Genomic DNA, 17,781 nt, shown 5'->3' on the forward strand with positions numbered 1-17,781 from the left:
ATTAGTCAAACTCCAGTTCCACCTGCTCCGAGCCTATCAGCGTGCGAAGCTCATTGAGCAAACGATCGCTTGGGGATACACGCCATGCTGCGCCAAAACGCAAACGCGCTCGTGCATCCGCTCTCTGATAGTAGAGATGTACTGGAATGGTCCCCGAACGATGGGGTTCCAGAGACTGACGGAGACGGTTCAAAAGCTGGTCATCAATTTGCCTGTCCGTCAGCGAGATAGCAAGCCCACGCGCATACTTTTCGCGGGCCTCGTCAATGTCCATTACTTCGCGAGCAGTCATTTTAAGGCCACCGCTGAAGTCATCAAAGCTGACCTGTCCTCTGACGATCAGGATACGGTCTTTTTCCAACAGATGCTGGTACTTTTCTAACGCATCTGTGAATAGCATCACTTCCAGGCGACCAGAACGGTCATCCAGAGTACAGATGCCAATGCGATTGCCGCGCTTGGTAACCATCACCCGCGAAGCAATCACCAGACCCGCAGCCGTGGTCATTTTACCACGTTCTGTCGGGTGCATCTCTTTCAGGCGCATGCCACCGACATAGCGCTCAATTTCTTTAAGGTACTGTGTGATGGGGTGGCCAGTAAGATACAAGCCCAGCGTTTCACGCTCACCGTCCAGTACCACTTGCTCAGGCCACGGCATCACGCTGGCATAAGACTGTTCAACCTGCTCTGGTTCATCAGCCAGTACACCGAACATATCAACCTGGCCGATAGCTTCCGCTTTAGCGTGCTGATCGGCCGCTTTTAGCGCATCGGGCAGCGCATTCATAAGTGCAGCCCGATGCGGTCCAAGACGGTCAAAGGCCCCGGACATCACTAATTTTTCAAGGATACGTTTATTGAGTTTTTTAACGTCAGCACGCGCACAGAGGTCGAACAACTCACGGAAATAACCGCCTTCGTTACGCGCCTCAATTATCGCTTCAATTGGGCCTTCACCAACACCTTTAATCGCGCCAATGCCGTAAACAATTTCCCCGTCGTCATTAACGTGGAAATGGTACAGACCCGAGTTAATATCTGGTGGCAGAATTTTCAGCCCCATACGCCAGCATTCGTCGACCAGGCCAACGATTTTCTCGGTGTTATCCATATCCGCAGTCATTACTGCGGCCATAAATTCTGCCGGATAGTGCGCTTTTAACCATAGCGTCTGGTAGGAAACCAGCGCGTAAGCTGCGGAGTGAGATTTGTTAAACCCGTAACCGGCGAATTTCTCTACCAGGTCAAAGATTTTGATCGCCAGTTCGCCGTCAATACCGCGAGATTTCGCGCCATCTTCAAAGCCACCACGCTGCTTCGCCATCTCGGCTGGGTTCTTTTTACCCATCGCACGACGCAACATATCTGCGCCGCCGAGCGAGTAACCCGCCAGAACCTGCGCAATTTGCATAACCTGTTCTTGATACAGGATGATGCCGTAGGTCGGTTCCAGCACCGGTTTCAGGCTTTCATGCTGCCACTGAATATCCGGATAAGAGATAGCTTCACGCCCGTGCTTACGGTCGATAAAGTTATCAACCATGCCTGATTGCAGCGGGCCAGGGCGGAAAAGCGCCACCAGTGCGATCATATCTTCGAAGCAGTCAGGCTGTAGACGCTTAATCAAATCTTTCATGCCGCGGGATTCAAGCTGGAACACCGCAGTGGTTTCCGAGCGTTGCAGCATGTCGAAGCTTTTCTTGTCTTCGAGCGGAATAGCGGCGATATCAATCGGCTCTAAACCTTGCTTTGCCCGACGCGGGTTAATCATCTTCAACGCCCAGTCGATGATGGTCAGCGTACGCAAGCCAAGGAAGTCGAACTTCACCAGACCCGCATATTCCACATCATTTTTATCGAACTGGGTGACCGGGTTCTGCCCCTGGTCATCGCAATACAGCGGAGCAAAGTCGGTAATTTTGGTTGGCGCGATGACAACACCACCGGCGTGTTTGCCAGCGTTTCGCGTCACACCTTCAAGTTTTCGCGCCATATCGATTAGCGCTTTAACTTCTTCGTCAGCCTCGTAGATTTCAGGAAGCTGTGGCTCGACCTCAAACGCTTTGGCAAGCGTCATTCCCGGATCTGGCGGGATCAGTTTAGAAATACGATCGACAAAGCCGTACGGGTGACCCAGTACGCGGCCCACATCGCGGATAACCGCTTTTGCCGCCATGGTACCAAAAGTAATGATCTGCGATACCGCCTCACGCCCATACATTTCGGCCACGTGATCAATAACCCGATCGCGTTTCTCCATGCAGAAGTCGATATCAAAGTCAGGCATCGAAACACGTTCCGGGTTCAGGAAGCGTTCGAACAGCAGATCCAATTCAAGCGGATCGAGGTCAGTGATTTTCAGAGCGTAAGCAACCAGCGAGCCCGCACCAGAACCACGACCTGGGCCGACTGGCACACCGTTATCTTTGGACCACTGGATAAATTCCATTACGATCAGAAAGTACCCAGGAAACCCCATCTGGTTGATAACTTTGAGTTCAATTTCCAGACGCTCATCATACGGTGGCCGTTTTGCTGCCCGCTCTTCAGGATCTTTGAATAAGAATTCCAGACGATCTTCTAGCCCTTCCCGGGATTTCATCACCAGGAAATCTTCGGTCGACATTTCACCGGTTGGGAATTGGGGCAAGAAGTACTCACCCAGGCGCACGGTGACATTACAGCGTTTGGCAATTTCTACGCTATTTTCTAGCGCTTCCGGAATATCTGAAAACAGCTCACACATCTCTTCTTCAGTGCGCAAGTATTGCTGCGAAGAGTAATTGCGTGGGCGTTTTGGGTCATCAAGCGTAAAGCCGTCGTGAATCGCGACACGAATTTCGTGAGCATCAAAATCTGTGGCTTCAATAAACCTGACGTCGTTGGTCGCCACCACCGGCAAACCACGCTCATCGGCCAAAGCCACAGCGGCGTGTAAATAGCTTTCTTCATCGGGACGGCCGGTTCGAATCAGCTCCAGATAGAAGCGATCGGCAAAATACTGCTGGTAGAATTCCAGGCACTGATCAAGCTGTGCCGTATTGCCACGCAACAAGTTTTTGCCAATATCCCCCATCCGCCCGCCAGACAGCAGGATCAGCCCTTCGTTGAGCTCGGCAAGCCAGGTTCGGTCAATAATCGGGCCTGCTGCTCCATAACCACGTTGGTAGGCTTTAGAAATCAACAGGGTAAGGTTCTGGTAACCGTCATTATTGGTGGCGAGAACCGTCAGATGGCTAAGCTCATCCCCCAACAACTCATTGGCAACGTTAAAATCAGCACCGATGATCGGCTTAAGCCCTACGCCATGAGCTGCACCATAGAATTTCACCAACCCGCAAAGGTTAGTAAAATCGGTGATAGCGATCGCCGGCATCCCCATCGCCGCGGCTTTCTTCACCAGCGGAGCAGTTTTTGCCAGGCCATCAACCATAGAGTAGTCGCTGTGCACCCGCAGGTGTACGAAACGTGGTTCAGCCATTTCTCATTCCGTTTAGATGTGTAACGTACGTCCGCAAATCAGGACGCCAGTCCGAGAGCGCGTTTGACCGGAGCAAAACTACGACGATGATGTTCAGTCGCACCATGCTCTGCCAACTTTTCCAGATGAAAAGCGGTAGGGTAACCCTTGTGTTGGGCAAAACCGTATTGCGGAAAACAGAGGTCTAGCTCTGTCATTTCACGATCGCGCGTCACTTTGGCAATTATCGATGCCGCGCTAATTTCTGCAACCCGGCTGTCGCCTTTTACTACCGCCATTGAAGGCATTGGTAGCGCTGGGCAGCGGTTACCATCGATCAGCACATATTCAGGCACCACACTGAGGCCAGCAACTGCACGCTGCATCGCCAGCATAGTGGCATGCAAAATGTTTAACTGGTCGATCTCTTCCGGTTCAGCTCGGCCAAGACTCCAGGACAGCGCTTTTTCGATGATTTCATCGTAAAGCGCGTTGCGACGTTTTTCAGAGAGTTTCTTCGAATCAGCAAGGCCAATAATAGGTTTTGCTGGATCAAGAATCACCGCCGCAGTGACAACTGCGCCAACCAGTGGGCCACGACCCACTTCATCAACACCTGCTACCAGGTGCGTATGAGGGTAAATAAATTCAATCATTGTGCGAGCTCCAGCACGGCGTCTGCGGCCTGTTCATCTGCGTTACAACGAATTTGCTGATGCAGATCGCGGAAGGTGTCATGCATTTGGTGACTCTGCGCACCGTCTTCAAGCAACGGGCCCAGCGCCTTCGCAAGCGCATTGGGCTCACACTCATCCTGCAATAACTCTTTAACCAGTTCACGGCCAGCCAGCAGATTTGGCAATGAAACGTAATCAGTTTTAACCAGGCGCTTCGCAAGCCAGAAAGTGAACGGCTTCATGCGATAACCAACCACCATCGGGCATTTCGCCAACATGCACTCCAGTGCAGCGGTACCCGATGCCAGCAATGCGGCATCGCTCGCCACCATCGCTTCGCGCCCTTGCCCATTGAGCAAGTGCATCGTCAAGTCTGGAGCGACTTCAGCTTTGATTCGTTCGAATTGTTCACGACGTTTGGCATTAACCAGCGGAACAACGATTTCCAGACTCGGAAAACGTTCACGCAGCAAAAGTGCTGTTTTGAGAAAATCTGCGCTGAGCATTTCAACTTCTGCACCGCGGCTACCAGGCAACAGTGCCAGGCATTTAGCCTCAGGGGAAATACCTAAAGTCGCGCGTGCGGCATTTTTATCAGGATCAAGCGGCATAGCATCCGCCATGGTATGACCGATAAACCGACACGGCACATTAAATCTATCGTAAAACGCTTTTTCGAAAGGCAGAAATGCGAGCACTAAATCCGTTGCTCTGCCAATTTTGAAAACACGTTTTTGACGCCATGCCCAAACAGAAGGACTGACGTAATGAATGGTACGAATACCCTGCTTTTTGAGATTACCTTCCAGCGTGATGTTAAAATCAGGCGCATCGATACCGACAAAAACATCTGGCTGTAATTCTGTGAAACGGCGAGTCAAATCAGCACGAATATGAAGTAATCGACGCAGGCGACCCAGCACTTCAACAATGCCCATCACGGCCAACTCTTCCATTTCATACCAGGCTTCACAACCTTCAGCCTGCATCAATGGCCCAGCGACACCCACGAAGCGAGCATCAGGAACACGAGCTTTTAATGCACGAATCAGACCTGCACCAAGAATATCGCCGGAAGTTTCTCCGGCGACCAGGGCAATCGTAAGCGGACGACCAGGCTTCATTTAGCGAATCAGACCACGAGTTGAACGAGCGAAGAATTCAACGAATGCGTTCACTTCTGGATGTTGCTCGGCAATTTGAGCAATCTCAGGCTTAGCTTCTTCGAAGGTTTTCCCGCTGCGGTAGAGAATTTTATACGCATTACGAACTGCGTGGATTGCTTCTCTACTGAAACCGCGGCGTTTAAGCCCTTCGATATTGACGCCAAATGGTGTCGCGTGGTTGCCCTGCGCAATAACATACGGTGGAACATCTTGTGCTACACCAGAGCAGCCACCCACCATCACGTGCGCACCGATAATACAGAACTGGTGCACCGCGGTCATGCCGCCGATGATGGCAAAATCATCAACGCAAACGTGACCAGCAAGTGTTGCGTTATTCGCGAGGATACAACGATTACCAACCGTACAATCATGCGCCACGTGGGCGTTAATCATCAGTAAGTTATCGCTACCCACCTTCGTCAAGCCACCGCCCTGTTCTGTTCCTCGATGGATGGTTACGCTTTCGCGAATGCGGTTGCGGTCGCCAATTTCCACTCGGGTTGGTTCACCAGCATATTTAAGATCCTGGTTCACTTCACCAATGGACGCGAACTGATATATCTCGTTATCGCGACCAATAGTCGTATGACCATTTACCACAACATGAGACTTCAGAACGGTACCGTCACCGATCTCAACATGCGGACCAACAATACAAAACGGACCAATATGAACGTTAGCACCGATGACGGCACCTTCTTCCACAATGGCTGATGGATGAATAAAGGCGGATTTATCAATCACGTATTAACTCTCCCGGCTGCGGGCACACATCATAGTTGCTTCGCAGACAATTTTACCGTCAACAGTTGCCACGCCTTTGAAGCGCGTCAGACCACGGCGGGTTTTCTCGAAAGTAACTTCCATGACCATCTGGTCACCAGGCACGACTGGGCGCTTGAAACGTGCTTCATCAATACCAGCAAAGTAATAAAGCTCACCAGGTTCCAGTTTGCCTACGCTTTTAAACGCAAGAATACCGGTGGCTTGCGCCATCGCTTCAAGAATCAAAACACCTGGGAAAATCGGTTTACCAGGGAAGTGGCCCTGGAAAAACGGCTCGTTTACTGAGACATTTTTTACTGCACGTAAAAAACGGCCTTCTTCAAAATCCAGCACGCGATCTACCAGCAAGAACGGGTAACGGTGCGGCAGAAGTTCTAAAATCTCTTCGATGTGCAGAGTATGAGTGTCGATAGTCAAGATACTCTTCCTGTCTAAATGTACCAAATGACAATAATAACACGGCCTGCGGCTATCTCGGGATAGCTAGCAGGCCGCAAATCAGTAAGCACTAACGCGTCTTGGGCGGGTGACTTTTAGTCTTGTTGATTGATTTTTTTCTCAACTGATTTCAAGCGCTTGCTGATTTCGTCGATATTCATCACCAACGCGGCTGTTTTACGCCACACTTTGTTTGGCTGTAGTGGAATACCTGAGGAGTAAACTCCCGGTTCTGTGATTGGGCGCATTACCATGCCCATTCCAGTCACGGTGACTTTATCGCAGATTTCCATATGACCATTGATAACACTGGCACCGCCAATCATACAGTAGCGCCCAATTTTCAGGCTACCAGCCATGATGACACCACCAGCAACGGCAGTATTGTCGCCAATCACAACGTTATGTGCAATCTGGCATTGATTATCGATGATAACACCATTGCCAATAATCGTGTCGTCCAGTGCACCACGGTCGATTGTTGTACATGCACCAATTTCAACACGATCGCCAATGATCACTCGGCCAAGCTGGGGGATCTTCACCCAGTTTCCACGATCGTTAGCATAACCAAAACCATCAGAACCAATGACTGTACCGGACTGAACCAGGCACTGCTCACCAATCTGGATTTCGTGATAGATCGACACATTCGCCCACAGGCGAGTGCCAGCACCAATATTGGTGTTTTTGCCCACGAAACAGCCAGGGCCAATCACGACATTATCGCCCAGCACTACGCCAGATTCGATAACCGCATTAGCGCCAATGGCAACATTTTTACCCAACGTCGCAGTCGCATCAACCACCGCGCCTGGCGCGATATTTTGAGCAGGTTGCGGCGTGGAATCAAGAATTTGCGCCATACGAGCATAAGTCAGGTAGGGGTTCTTCACTACCAAAGCTGCGCTATGTGCGAAAGGAAGATCGGCTTCAGTCATCACGACGGCAGAAGCCTGGCAAACAGCCAATTGCTCACGATAACGAGGGTTTACCATGAATGTAATTTGGCCTGCTTTTGCCGTTTGCATAGATGCAACGCCGGTGATGACGAGTTCGCCATCACCGTGCAATTCTGCATCCAACTGCTGGGCTAAATCAGCCAGTCGAATTGAAGACATTACTTATTTAACCTGTTTCAGAACATCTGAAGTGATGTCTTTTACACTGCTGCCTGCATAAGCAACGGTGTTAGTATCCAGAACTACGTCGTAGCCTTTGTCGTCAGCAACTTTCTTCACTGCGCTCTGAATACGAGTAACCAGTTTACCACGTTCTTCGTTAGAACGACGGTTACGGTCTTGTTCAAAAGCTTGAGCTTTGGTCTGGAACTGCTGGCGCTGAGCCATCAGATCTTTTTCCATTTTGCTACGGTCAGCAGCTTTCATGGTAGAACCATCACGTTGCAGCTTTTGCATTTTGGATTGCAGATCGCCTTCCATATTCTGCAACTCGCTCGCGCGGCCTTTGAACTCGTTTTCCAAAGTTTTGGACACACCGGTGCTCTGTGCAACCTGTTGGAACAGATTACCCATGTTCACTACAGCAATGCTGTCAGCTGCTTGAACACTGGCTGATGCAGCCATAGCGAGGCCAAGACCTGCGGCAAATAACCACTTTTTCACAATTAACTCCTTACCATCCCGTATGTGTCCTGAGACACTCTTTTTGCGAGTGCCAGTTCTGCATTTAGCGAACTGGCATCAACGCGACACTGCTTACTCGCATTCCTTTGCGCAAAACAATTACCAGGTTTTACCAATGTTAAACTGGAATTGTTCCGCTTTGTCACCTTCATATTTCTTGAACGGTTGGGCATAAGAGAATACCAACGGCCCTAATGGTGACATCCATTGCAATGCTATACCTGCTGACATACGAATATTGCTTGGGTCACTGTAATCAGGAATCCCATCAGCAGAATACTTCTCATTATCCCAGTTTGTATCCCAAACGGTACCCATGTCCATGAACAAGGAAGTACGAACTGAGTTCGCGTACTTATCGCTCAGGAATGGTGTTGGCGTGATAAGTTCTAAACTTGCCACAGCCATTGCGTTACCACCGACTGCATCGTCGGATGAGCAATACCCGTTAGGCTGGTCGCAATTATCATTTCCAGGACCACCAATATAGACCGCTTTCGGACCAATGTTGTTGGACTGGAAGCCACGGACTGTACTGGAACCACCGGCATAGAAGTTTTCATAGAACGGCATTTCTTTGCCGCCCAGGCCATCACCGTAACCAATACGAGCACGGCCTAACATTACCCAGGTATGATCATCATCAATTGGGAAGTAGCTTGCTGTATCAAACGTGACTTTGTAGAACTCGTTGTCAGAACCTGGTACGGTCACTTTACCGTTCAGGTTCACACGTGAACCTTCCGTTGGGAAGTAACCACGGTCAAGTTTGTTATACGTCCAGCCATAGTTCAGCGTGAAGTCATCTGCCGCAAAACCATTATCAGTCGACGTAGTACCCGCTGATTGACCCATTGAATCCAGGTAACGCCACATCGCAACCTGCGGCTGCATGTTGGACAGGTCGTTGTGTACATAACCTACACCAAGACGCAACGTGTTGTTTTCATTAACCGGGAAACCAAGGGTTCCATCCACACCATAACTTTTGTTGGTGTAGTCAGAAAGGTCCGCGTCATCTGCTTTAAAGTCGTTGTAGAAGACACGACCGCCAAGGCTCACACCATCAACTGTAAAGTACGGGTCGGTTAAGGACAATTCCGCATATGTCTGATAATCGTTTTTGGTCCCGTTGATACCGACAGAGTAACCCGTTCCAAGCCAGTTATCCTGCTGGACACCCACCTGGAAGCTGATACCACTTTCAGTACCGTAACCGATACCAAAGTTGAAGCTACCGGTATTACGCTCCTTAACTTTGTAAACCACATCAACCTGGTCAGAGCTACCTGACACACGCTGCGTGTCGACATCTACAGTTTCGAAGTATCCCAGACGGTTCAGACGTTCTTTGCCTGAGTCGACAAGGTCACTACCCAGCCACGTTCCTTCCATTTGGCGCATTTCGCGACGCAGGACAGAATCTTTACTGGTGTCGTTACCTTCAAAGCGAATTTTACGTACGTAGTAACGGTTACCTGAATCAACGTTAACATGCAGTTTAACGGTCTTGTCTGCATCATTGATTTCAGGTTGTGTTTGCACGCGCGGATAGGCGTAACCATAACGACCCAACAATTTCTTGATGTCGTCTTCCATTTTGGTCACTTTAGTGCCGTTATAAAGCTCGCCCGGCTTGAGCTTAGTCAGCGTTTCAATTTCTGCTGAGTGCCCTGCCAGATTACCGCTCACCGTCACGCCAGCAATCTTATACTGATCACCTTCTGTCACGTTGATGGTAACGTAAATGCTTTTCTTATCAGGCGTCAGGCTGACCTGGGTAGAATCGATGTTAAAGCGTGCATAACCACGATCCAGGTAGTAACTGCGCAGTGTTTCGAGATCACCAGCAAGCTTCTGCTTCTGATATTTACGATCGCCCACCACGTTCCACCACGGCACCTCATCACGCAACTGGAAGTGCGAAATGAGCTCGTCAGTAGTAAACGCATGGTTGCCCACGATGTTGATTTGCTGAATTTTGGCGGAAACGCCTTCCTGGAATACCAGTTTCAGGTCAACACGGTTACGCGGCAGTGGCGTAACAACGGCTTTCACGCTGGCACTGTATTTACCAACGCTGTAATAGAAATCTTCCAGCCCTTTTTCAATATCGGCCAGGGTTGTTCTGTCCAGTGACTCACCGACACGCACGCTAGAAGCCTCGAGGTTCTGTTTAAGCATGTCGTCCTTCACGGACTTGTTACCAGAGAAAGTAATACTCGCGATTGTCGGGCGTTCTTTCACCTGTACAACCAACGTTTCACCATCACGCAGCACCCGGACATCTTCGAAGTTCCCGGTAGCAAAAAGTGAACGGATAGTATTACTGATATCCTCGTCAGAGACAGTATCGCCTACGCGAACCGGCATGCTGAGGAGGGCCGCACCGACGGCGACTCGCTGCAGGCCTTCGAAATGAATATCCTTCACCACGAACCCGTCTGCACCGTATACGGTGGCGCTGCTAAACAGCAGCGACGCTATGAGCAACTTTTTCATCGCCATCGTTGTTATGCGTTCTTCCTAACCTAATTCTCTCTAAAACCGAGAGAAATCATTGAAAAGTGCAAGCCCCATCAACAGCACCAGCAATATAGAGCCAATGCGGTAACTAAAGTCTTGAACTCGCTCGGAAACCGGCCCACCTTTCAGTTTCTCAATCGCCAAAAAGAGCAGATGCCCCCCGTCGAGGACGGGTAACGGAAACAGGTTGATAATCCCCAGATTGACGCTAATCAGCGCCAGGAACATCAGATAGTAAATCAACCCAGATTCCGCTGACATACCAGCCCCTTGAGCTATGGAGATTGGCCCACTGAGGTTATTCAGCTTGATGTCACCGGTTATTAATTTTCCCAGCATATTGACCGTAAGCTTCATCAGTTGCCAGGTTTTATCCGTGGCTTCCGCAACAGCCGCAAACGGCCCATACTGGCGTACTGTTTTATACTCATCCGGTAGCGGGATAACCTTTGGAACCACACCCGCAAACCCTTCAGCCTTCGCTTTACCCGGTTTTGTATCCGGTATCAACGTTAAAGACAAGAGCGCCCCTTGTCTTTCTATTTCTAGCTCCAGTGGCTGACCTGGATTGTCACGCACCTGACTAACAAATTCTGTCCACTGAGTCAGTGCCGCACCGTTGACTTTAGCGATCCTGTCTCCAGCTTGCAAACCCGCTTTTTCCGCTGCGGAATTTGGCTGTACTTCCTGTAGTACTGTCTCAATCTGCGGACGACGTGGTTCGATACCTAAAGAAGTGATCGGATTCTGCTTCTCTGGGTCAAATTGCCAGTGGCGCAAATCGAGCGTTTTTTCACTTTTCAGATTCGAGCCCAACGGTGCCGTCGTCATCTTGACGCTGTCATCGCCAATTTTGCCCATTAACGCAAGTTGAACTGATTCCCAATCAGGCGTTTCGATACCATCTATCGCTTTAAGTTCCGTGCCTTGTGCAATTTGTGCTTCGGCCGCTATCGAGTTGGGCATAACTTCGCCAACAATCGGACGAACACCGGGCACACCAATGATAAACACAAGCCAATAAGCAAACACAGCGAAGATAAAGTTAGCAATCGGACCGGCAGCAATAATTGCTGCTCGTTGAGAAACAGTTTTGTTATTGAAAGCCTGATGGCGCAGTTCCGGGCTAACCGGCTCAACACGTTCATCAAGCATTTTGACGTAGCCGCCAAGAGGGATTAGGGCAATGACAAATTCGGTACCATGACGGTCAGTGCGACGCCAGAGCGCTTTACCAAAACCAATGGAAAAACGCTCTACTTTTACGCCGCAGCGACGAGCAATCCAAAAATGGCCGAACTCATGCACGGTAATTAACACACCCAGTGCAACGATAAATGCAGCCAAATTCCAGAGTAAGCTCAGCATATAACCTTCCGTTAAATCGTCCTGAATACCAGCAATAACAGACAGGCAAATACCGGTACTGCTGCTGTAAGGCTATCAATGCGGTCAAGGATACCACCATGACCGGGGATCAGGTGACCGCTATCTTTAATCCCAGCTTCGCGCTTAAACATGCTTTCGGTTAAGTCACCAAGAACTGAAGCCAGAGCCGCAACGACCGAACAGGTCAACAGGATAGCCGGTGACACATCCAGGTTCGCCCACATGCCGAACAGCACTGAGATAATCGCAGAAGTGAACAAGCCACCGAAGAAGCCCTGCCATGTTTTGCCAGGCGATACTTTCGGAGCTAGTTTATGTTTGCCAAACATTTTGCCAAACATATACGCTCCGGAGTCCGCGCCCCAGACCAGTACCATTACATACAACAGCCAGATTGAACCGGTGTAGTGGTTGATATCGTAATGCCAGTTACGCAGTACAATCATGCCCCAGAAAAACGGCACGATCGTCAGCACACCAAATACCAAACGCAGTGTTTTTGAATTACGCCAAATGGATGCAGAGCCCGGATAGAACAACACCAGTAGCAGTGCCGCAAACCACCAGGCAAGCGATGCCCAAAGTGACGCCTCAATGAGCGGAATATGGACCGTACGCTGGTATTCGGGCAATGCAAACAACATCAGCGCCAATAACAGGCCGCACAGCACAGCAAGCCATACTCGTTGAGAGCGTGCTTTAAAGCCTGCCAGTTGCCCCCATTCCCAGGCGGCGAGCATGCAGACCACCAGAGTGGTAATAGCAAATCCTACGGGTGGGAGCCAAAATAGCGCGGCTATAACCACCGGGATTAAAATAAACGCAGAAAGCAGGCGATACTTCAGCAAAGGTGACCCCCAACAGGCTTACTCACTACCAGGTGCCGTGCCGCCAAAACGACGCTCTCGATTTGCAAAAGCATGTAGTGCACCTTCAAAGTCTTGTTCATCGAAATCAGGCCAAAGAACATCAGTGAAATAAAGTTCTGCATAGGCAATCTGCCAAATCAGAAAGTTACTGATACGATGCTCTCCCCCTGTCCTAATTACTAAATCTACGGGAGCCAGTTCATTCATGCAGATTTGCTGACTCAGCATCTCTTCATCAATCTGGTCTGGGCGCAATAAGCCTTCCTGTACCTGTTCGGCAAGATGCCGCACTCCCTGAATAATATCCCAACGTCCGCCATAATTCGCGGCAATGTTGAGAGTTAAACCGGTATTGGCACTGGTGAGGGCTTCGGCTTTGTTAATACGTTCTTGCAGGCGAGCATTGAATCGACTGGTATCACCAATAATCCGCAGACGAACATTGTGTCGATGTAAACTTTTGACTTCACTGTCTAAAGCCCACACGAACAATTCCATCAACGCGCTGACTTCTTGAGCAGGGCGATTCCAGTTTTCACTACTGAAGGCATAAAGTGTTAGCGCATCAATACCGTTATTTGCTGCAAAACTCACAGCCCGCCGTACTGATTTCGCACCCGCTTTATGGCCGGAAATCCTCATCTTCCCCTGTCGTTTAGCCCAACGTCCATTACCGTCCATAATGATGGCAACATGACGTGCGCCATGGTCAGATTGTGATTCGCTTAATTGTTGGTTTGCAGACAACATAAGACGTAATTATTCCCAGATAAGGATTAAGCGGTACTCAGAATGATTTCAGCTTTTACATAAAAAAGCCGTGCTATAACACGGCTTACCTATCTTTCAGTCAATAATTATCGACTGAAAGATAGCGCAGACTATATCACTGAAGCACAGAGCTAACAAATGGAGGCACATCAGCCGGATGAATAATCATCGGGAAGCGATACGTGTCACCAAATTTCGGGCAACTTCACGCGCTTTTGCGTCCACAGTAATCACATCTTCAACGCTCTTCGGTTCCGTCAAATCAACACTTTCCAACACGGCCCGATTCAGGGCTGCAATCTCGGTGAATCGCAGTTGTTCGCGTAAGAAGGCTTCAACAACCACTTCATTAGCCGCATTTAGTACTGTCGTTGCGGCCTGCCCCTGCTCAAACGCGTCCATCGCCAATTTCAGACAAGGATAGCGGTGATAGTCTGGTTCCATGAAGGTGAAAGTGCCAATTTTACAAAAATCGAGCGGCTCAACACCGGATATAACACGCTCCGGGAACGCCATTGCATGCGCGATTGGTGTGCGCATATCTGGCGCGCCCAATTGTGCCAATACACTGCCATCGCGATAGCGAACCATCGAATGGATAACCGACTGCGGATGTATCAGGACTTCCATTTGCTTCGCTGTTGCATTGAATAGCCAGCGAGCTTCAATATATTCGAGACCTTTATTCATCATGGTGGCTGAATCGACAGAGATTTTACGTCCCATCGACCAGTTCGGATGGCTACAAGCCTGGTCTGGCGTCATTGCAGCCAAGTCGCCTAAAGGCGTCTCACGGAACGGGCCACCTGACCCAGTAAGAATAATGGACGAAACGCCATTACTCTCAAGTTCAGCGTACCCGAGGTTTTGCTGGATTGGTTCCGGTAAACTCTGAAAAATTGCGTTGTGTTCACTGTCGATAGGTAGCAACTGGGCTTTACTGCGTTGAACAGCGTCCATAAATAGACGACCACAAGTCACTAACGACTCTTTGTTTGCCAGTAAAACTTGCTTGCCTGCAGCGATAGCTGCAAGTGTTGGTAACAGCCCCGCAGCACCAACAATCGCGGCCATAACCTGATTAACTTCATCCAGCGCGGCCATTTCGCAAGCCGCTTGCTGCCCTGCCAGGACTTCGGTGCGACTCCCATGCTCTTTTAACAGGCGACGTAACTCACCGGCAGACTTCTCATCATCCATCACTGCCCATTTTGGCTGGAACTCCAGGCACTGCTCGGCCATACGCGCGACATTTTTCCCGGCAACTAATGCCGTGACGGAAAACTTCTCAGGATTATGACGAACAACGCTAAGGGTACTGGTACCGATAGACCCGGTAGAGCCAAGAATGGTCAGTTGCTTCATAAGACGCTCTGGAATTTTAGAATTAATAATAGTTTGCCGCGACACAGAGAGATTGCCGACACTTTCGCGTGAAAAACAAAACGCCGTAAACAATGACTGCAACGTTAGCCACAGCCTGTATACGGCGTTTGATCCGTCATCTCAACGGATTAGAACTGCATCAACTCAGCTTCTTTCTCAGCAAGCGCAGCATCTACTTTTTTGATAGCAGCATCAGTCATTTTCTGAACGTCATCCTGTGAACGACGATCGTCATCTTCACTGATTTCTTTATCTTTCAGCAGCGCTTTAACTTTGTCGTTAGCATCACGGCGAACGTTACGAACCGCAACGCGCGCGCCTTCAGCTTCGCCACGTACAATTTTGATCAGGTCTTTACGACGTTCTTCAGTCAGTGCTGGTAGTGGAACACGAATGTCGGTACCGGCAGAGCTTGGGTTCAGACCGAGGTCGGAAGTCATGATCGCTTTCTCAACGGCCTGGCTCAGGGAGCGGTCAAACACGTTGATCTTCAGTGTACGAGAATCTTCAACCGTTACACTTGCCAGTTGGCGCAGTGGAGTTGGTGTTCCGTAATACTCCACAATGATACCGTCCAGCAGAGATGGAGAGGCGCGACCGGTGCGGATTTTACTGATTTGAGTTTTGAATGCTTCTACGCATTTTTCCATACGCACTTCGGCATCTTTTCTGATATCACTTATCACGTTACGAATCCTTGAAAACTGGTTTAGGGCAGACCACACTTCACGCTGCGATGCAGACGCTGCGAGCTAAGTATAGCCCTGTTTATTCATGGCGCCCGTTGGGGTTGCCTGCTACTCAATTAATCAGAGTAAGTGAAATCGAATCTTACCCTGATTTATCATCGACTGAAATTATTCAGTGATTAAAGTGCCTTCTTTTTCGCCCATCACAACACGGCGAAGCGCACCAGGTTTGTTCATGTTGAAAACACGAATCGGGATTTTGTGATCGCGTGCGAGGGTAAACGCCGCCAGGTCCATCACTTTCAGTTCTTTTTCCAGTACTTCGGTATAGGTCAATTGCTCACAAAGCGTAGCGGTAGGATCTTGAACCGGATCTGCGGTAAACACGCCATCAACTTTTGTCGCTTTCAATACGACGTCAGCTTCAATTTCAATACCGCGTAAACACGCTGCAGAGTCAGTGGTAAAGAACGGGTTGCCAGTACCGGCAGCCAGGATAACTACGCGGTTATTACGCAGCAGGCTGATGGCTTCTGCCCAGCTGTAGTTATCACACACGCCATTCAATGGAATAGCGGACATCAAGCGGGCGTTCACATAGGCGCGATGAAGCGCATCACGCATTGCCAGGCCGTTCATGACGGTGGCCAACATGCCCATGTGGTCGCCCACAACACGGTTCATACCGGCTTTTGCCAGGCCCGCACCGCGGAATAAGTTGCCACCACCAATCACCACCCCGACCTGAATGCCCAATTCAACCAGCTCTTTAATTTCCTGAGCCATACGATCAAGGATGCTTGCATCAATACCGAAGCCTTCGGTACCTTGCAGCGCTTCGCCGCTTAGCTTGAGCAGAATGCGTTTGTAGACAGGTTTTGCATTGGTAGCCATGATTCTTTCCTGGGAACAGTCAACGAATGGGGATGGTAAATTCAGGCGACATAGTGTCGCATATCAGTAAGATCTGTATCAGAGCAGACTGATTTTTAAAGGCAGATATAAAGGAGCCGCCAATTGGCGGCTCCTTTAAAAATTAAGACTGCTTAGACATTGCAGCAACTTCTGCTGCGAAGTCAGTCTCAACTTTCTGGATGCCTTCGCCCACTTCAAAGCGGATGAAGCCAGTCACGTCAGCATTGTGCTCTTTCAGCAACTGAGCAACAGTTTTGCTTGGGTCGATTACGAAAGGCTGACCAGTCAGAGAAACTTCGCCGGTGAATTTCTTCATGCGGCCTTCAACCATTTTCTCTGCGATTTCTTTCGGCTTACCAGACTGCATAGCGATGTCCAGCTGAACCTGGTACTCTTTCTCAACCACGTCAGCAGACACATCTTCTGGCTTAACGAATTCTGGCTTGCTTGCAGCAACGTGCATAGCAATTTGCTTAACCAGTTCTTCGTCAGCGCCTTTAGCTGCAACAACAACACCGATGCGAGCACCGTGCAGGTAGCTACCCAGAACGTCGCCTTCCAGAACAGCAACACGACGAACGTTGATGTTCTCACCGATTTTAGCAACCAGTGCAACACGCTCTTCTTCGAATTGTGCTTTCAGCACTTCGATGTCAGTTACTTTGCCTGCAGCAGCAGCGTCCAGCACTTTGTCAGCAAATGCCTGGAAACCACCATCTTTAGCAACGAAGTCAGTCTGGCAGTTAACTTCCAGAATCACAGCATAGCCGTCAGCAATCTTAGTTTTGATCACGCCGTCAGCAGCAACGTTGCCTGCTTTCTTAGCCGCTTTGATCGCACCAGACTTACGCATGTTTTCGATTGCCAGCTCAATGTCGCCATTAGCTTCAGTCAGTGACTTTTTGCAATCCATCATGCCTGCGCCAGTACGCTCACGCAGTTCTTTTACCAGAGCAGCAGTAATATCAGCCATTCTAAAATCCTCGGTTATCTCGTAGAGAGAGATAAGCCCTGGTCCACGGAACAGACGAACCCTGGCTCAAAATAAAAAGGGGGC

General features: G+C 49.6%; 15 protein-coding genes. All 15 read right to left on the minus strand.

Annotation, left to right across the window (positions count from 1 at the left end; genetic code table 11):
• Position 1: 1 nt before the first annotated feature.
• On the minus strand, positions 2-3,484 hold the full coding sequence (gene dnaE, locus MNO13_RS19720; RefSeq protein WP_241939161.1) for a DNA polymerase III subunit alpha: 3,483 nt from the start codon (positions 3,482-3,484) through the stop codon (positions 2-4).
• Positions 3,485-3,522: 38 nt separating this feature from the next.
• Positions 3,523-4,119 carry a ribonuclease HII gene (gene rnhB, locus MNO13_RS19725; RefSeq protein ID WP_241939162.1) on the minus strand — a complete coding sequence of 199 codons (597 nt, stop codon included), beginning with the start codon at positions 4,117-4,119 and terminating at the stop codon, positions 3,523-3,525.
• A complete protein-coding gene (lpxB, locus tag MNO13_RS19730; protein WP_064539764.1) occupies positions 4,116-5,264 on the minus strand; it encodes a lipid-A-disaccharide synthase in 1,149 nt (382 codons plus the stop codon). Before lpxB ends, rnhB begins: the two co-directional genes overlap by 4 nt.
• Entirely contained in the window at positions 5,265-6,053 is a 789-nt protein-coding gene (lpxA, locus tag MNO13_RS19735) for an acyl-ACP--UDP-N-acetylglucosamine O-acyltransferase (RefSeq protein ID WP_064539766.1), read from the minus strand. It abuts the gene before it with no gap.
• Positions 6,054-6,056: 3 nt separating this feature from the next.
• On the minus strand, positions 6,057-6,512 hold the full coding sequence (fabZ, locus tag MNO13_RS19740; protein ID WP_064539768.1) for a 3-hydroxyacyl-ACP dehydratase FabZ: 456 nt from the start codon (positions 6,510-6,512) through the stop codon (positions 6,057-6,059).
• Between the two features lie 116 nt (positions 6,513-6,628).
• Positions 6,629-7,654 carry a UDP-3-O-(3-hydroxymyristoyl)glucosamine N-acyltransferase gene (lpxD, locus tag MNO13_RS19745; RefSeq protein WP_064539770.1) on the minus strand — a complete coding sequence of 342 codons (1,026 nt, stop codon included), beginning with the start codon at positions 7,652-7,654 and terminating at the stop codon, positions 6,629-6,631.
• 3 nt (positions 7,655-7,657) lie between these two features.
• Positions 7,658-8,158 carry a molecular chaperone Skp gene (skp, locus tag MNO13_RS19750; RefSeq protein WP_064539772.1) on the minus strand — a complete coding sequence of 167 codons (501 nt, stop codon included), beginning with the start codon at positions 8,156-8,158 and terminating at the stop codon, positions 7,658-7,660.
• 120 nt (positions 8,159-8,278) lie between these two features.
• Positions 8,279-10,687 carry an outer membrane protein assembly factor BamA gene (gene bamA, locus MNO13_RS19755; RefSeq protein ID WP_241939163.1) on the minus strand — a complete coding sequence of 803 codons (2,409 nt, stop codon included), beginning with the start codon at positions 10,685-10,687 and terminating at the stop codon, positions 8,279-8,281.
• A gap of 33 nt (positions 10,688-10,720) precedes the next feature.
• On the minus strand, positions 10,721-12,073 hold the full coding sequence (rseP, locus tag MNO13_RS19760; protein ID WP_241939164.1) for a sigma E protease regulator RseP: 1,353 nt from the start codon (positions 12,071-12,073) through the stop codon (positions 10,721-10,723).
• 11 nt (positions 12,074-12,084) lie between these two features.
• Positions 12,085-12,942, minus strand: a complete 858-nt coding sequence (cdsA, locus tag MNO13_RS19765; RefSeq protein ID WP_064539778.1) for a phosphatidate cytidylyltransferase — start codon at positions 12,940-12,942, stop codon at positions 12,085-12,087.
• Between the two features lie 18 nt (positions 12,943-12,960).
• Entirely contained in the window at positions 12,961-13,713 is a 753-nt protein-coding gene (ispU, locus tag MNO13_RS19770; RefSeq protein WP_064539780.1) for a (2E,6E)-farnesyl-diphosphate-specific ditrans,polycis-undecaprenyl-diphosphate synthase, read from the minus strand.
• A 186-nt stretch (positions 13,714-13,899) separates the two neighbouring features.
• Positions 13,900-15,099: a 1-deoxy-D-xylulose-5-phosphate reductoisomerase gene (gene ispC, locus MNO13_RS19775; protein ID WP_064540231.1), complete on the minus strand. Its 1,200-nt coding sequence runs from the start codon at positions 15,097-15,099 to the stop codon at positions 13,900-13,902.
• Positions 15,100-15,248: 149 nt separating this feature from the next.
• A complete protein-coding gene (frr, locus tag MNO13_RS19780; RefSeq protein WP_034460857.1) occupies positions 15,249-15,806 on the minus strand; it encodes a ribosome recycling factor in 558 nt (185 codons plus the stop codon).
• A gap of 171 nt (positions 15,807-15,977) precedes the next feature.
• Positions 15,978-16,703, minus strand: a complete 726-nt coding sequence (gene pyrH, locus MNO13_RS19785) for a UMP kinase (protein ID WP_064516322.1) — start codon at positions 16,701-16,703, stop codon at positions 15,978-15,980.
• A 142-nt stretch (positions 16,704-16,845) separates the two neighbouring features.
• Positions 16,846-17,697: a translation elongation factor Ts gene (tsf, locus tag MNO13_RS19790; protein ID WP_064539782.1), complete on the minus strand. Its 852-nt coding sequence runs from the start codon at positions 17,695-17,697 to the stop codon at positions 16,846-16,848.
• Positions 17,698-17,781: the final 84 nt, after the last annotated feature.

The sequence above is a fragment of the Buttiauxella ferragutiae genome (genome assembly GCF_022637515.1).
GTDB classification, from domain to species: domain Bacteria; phylum Pseudomonadota; class Gammaproteobacteria; order Enterobacterales; family Enterobacteriaceae; genus Buttiauxella; species Buttiauxella ferragutiae.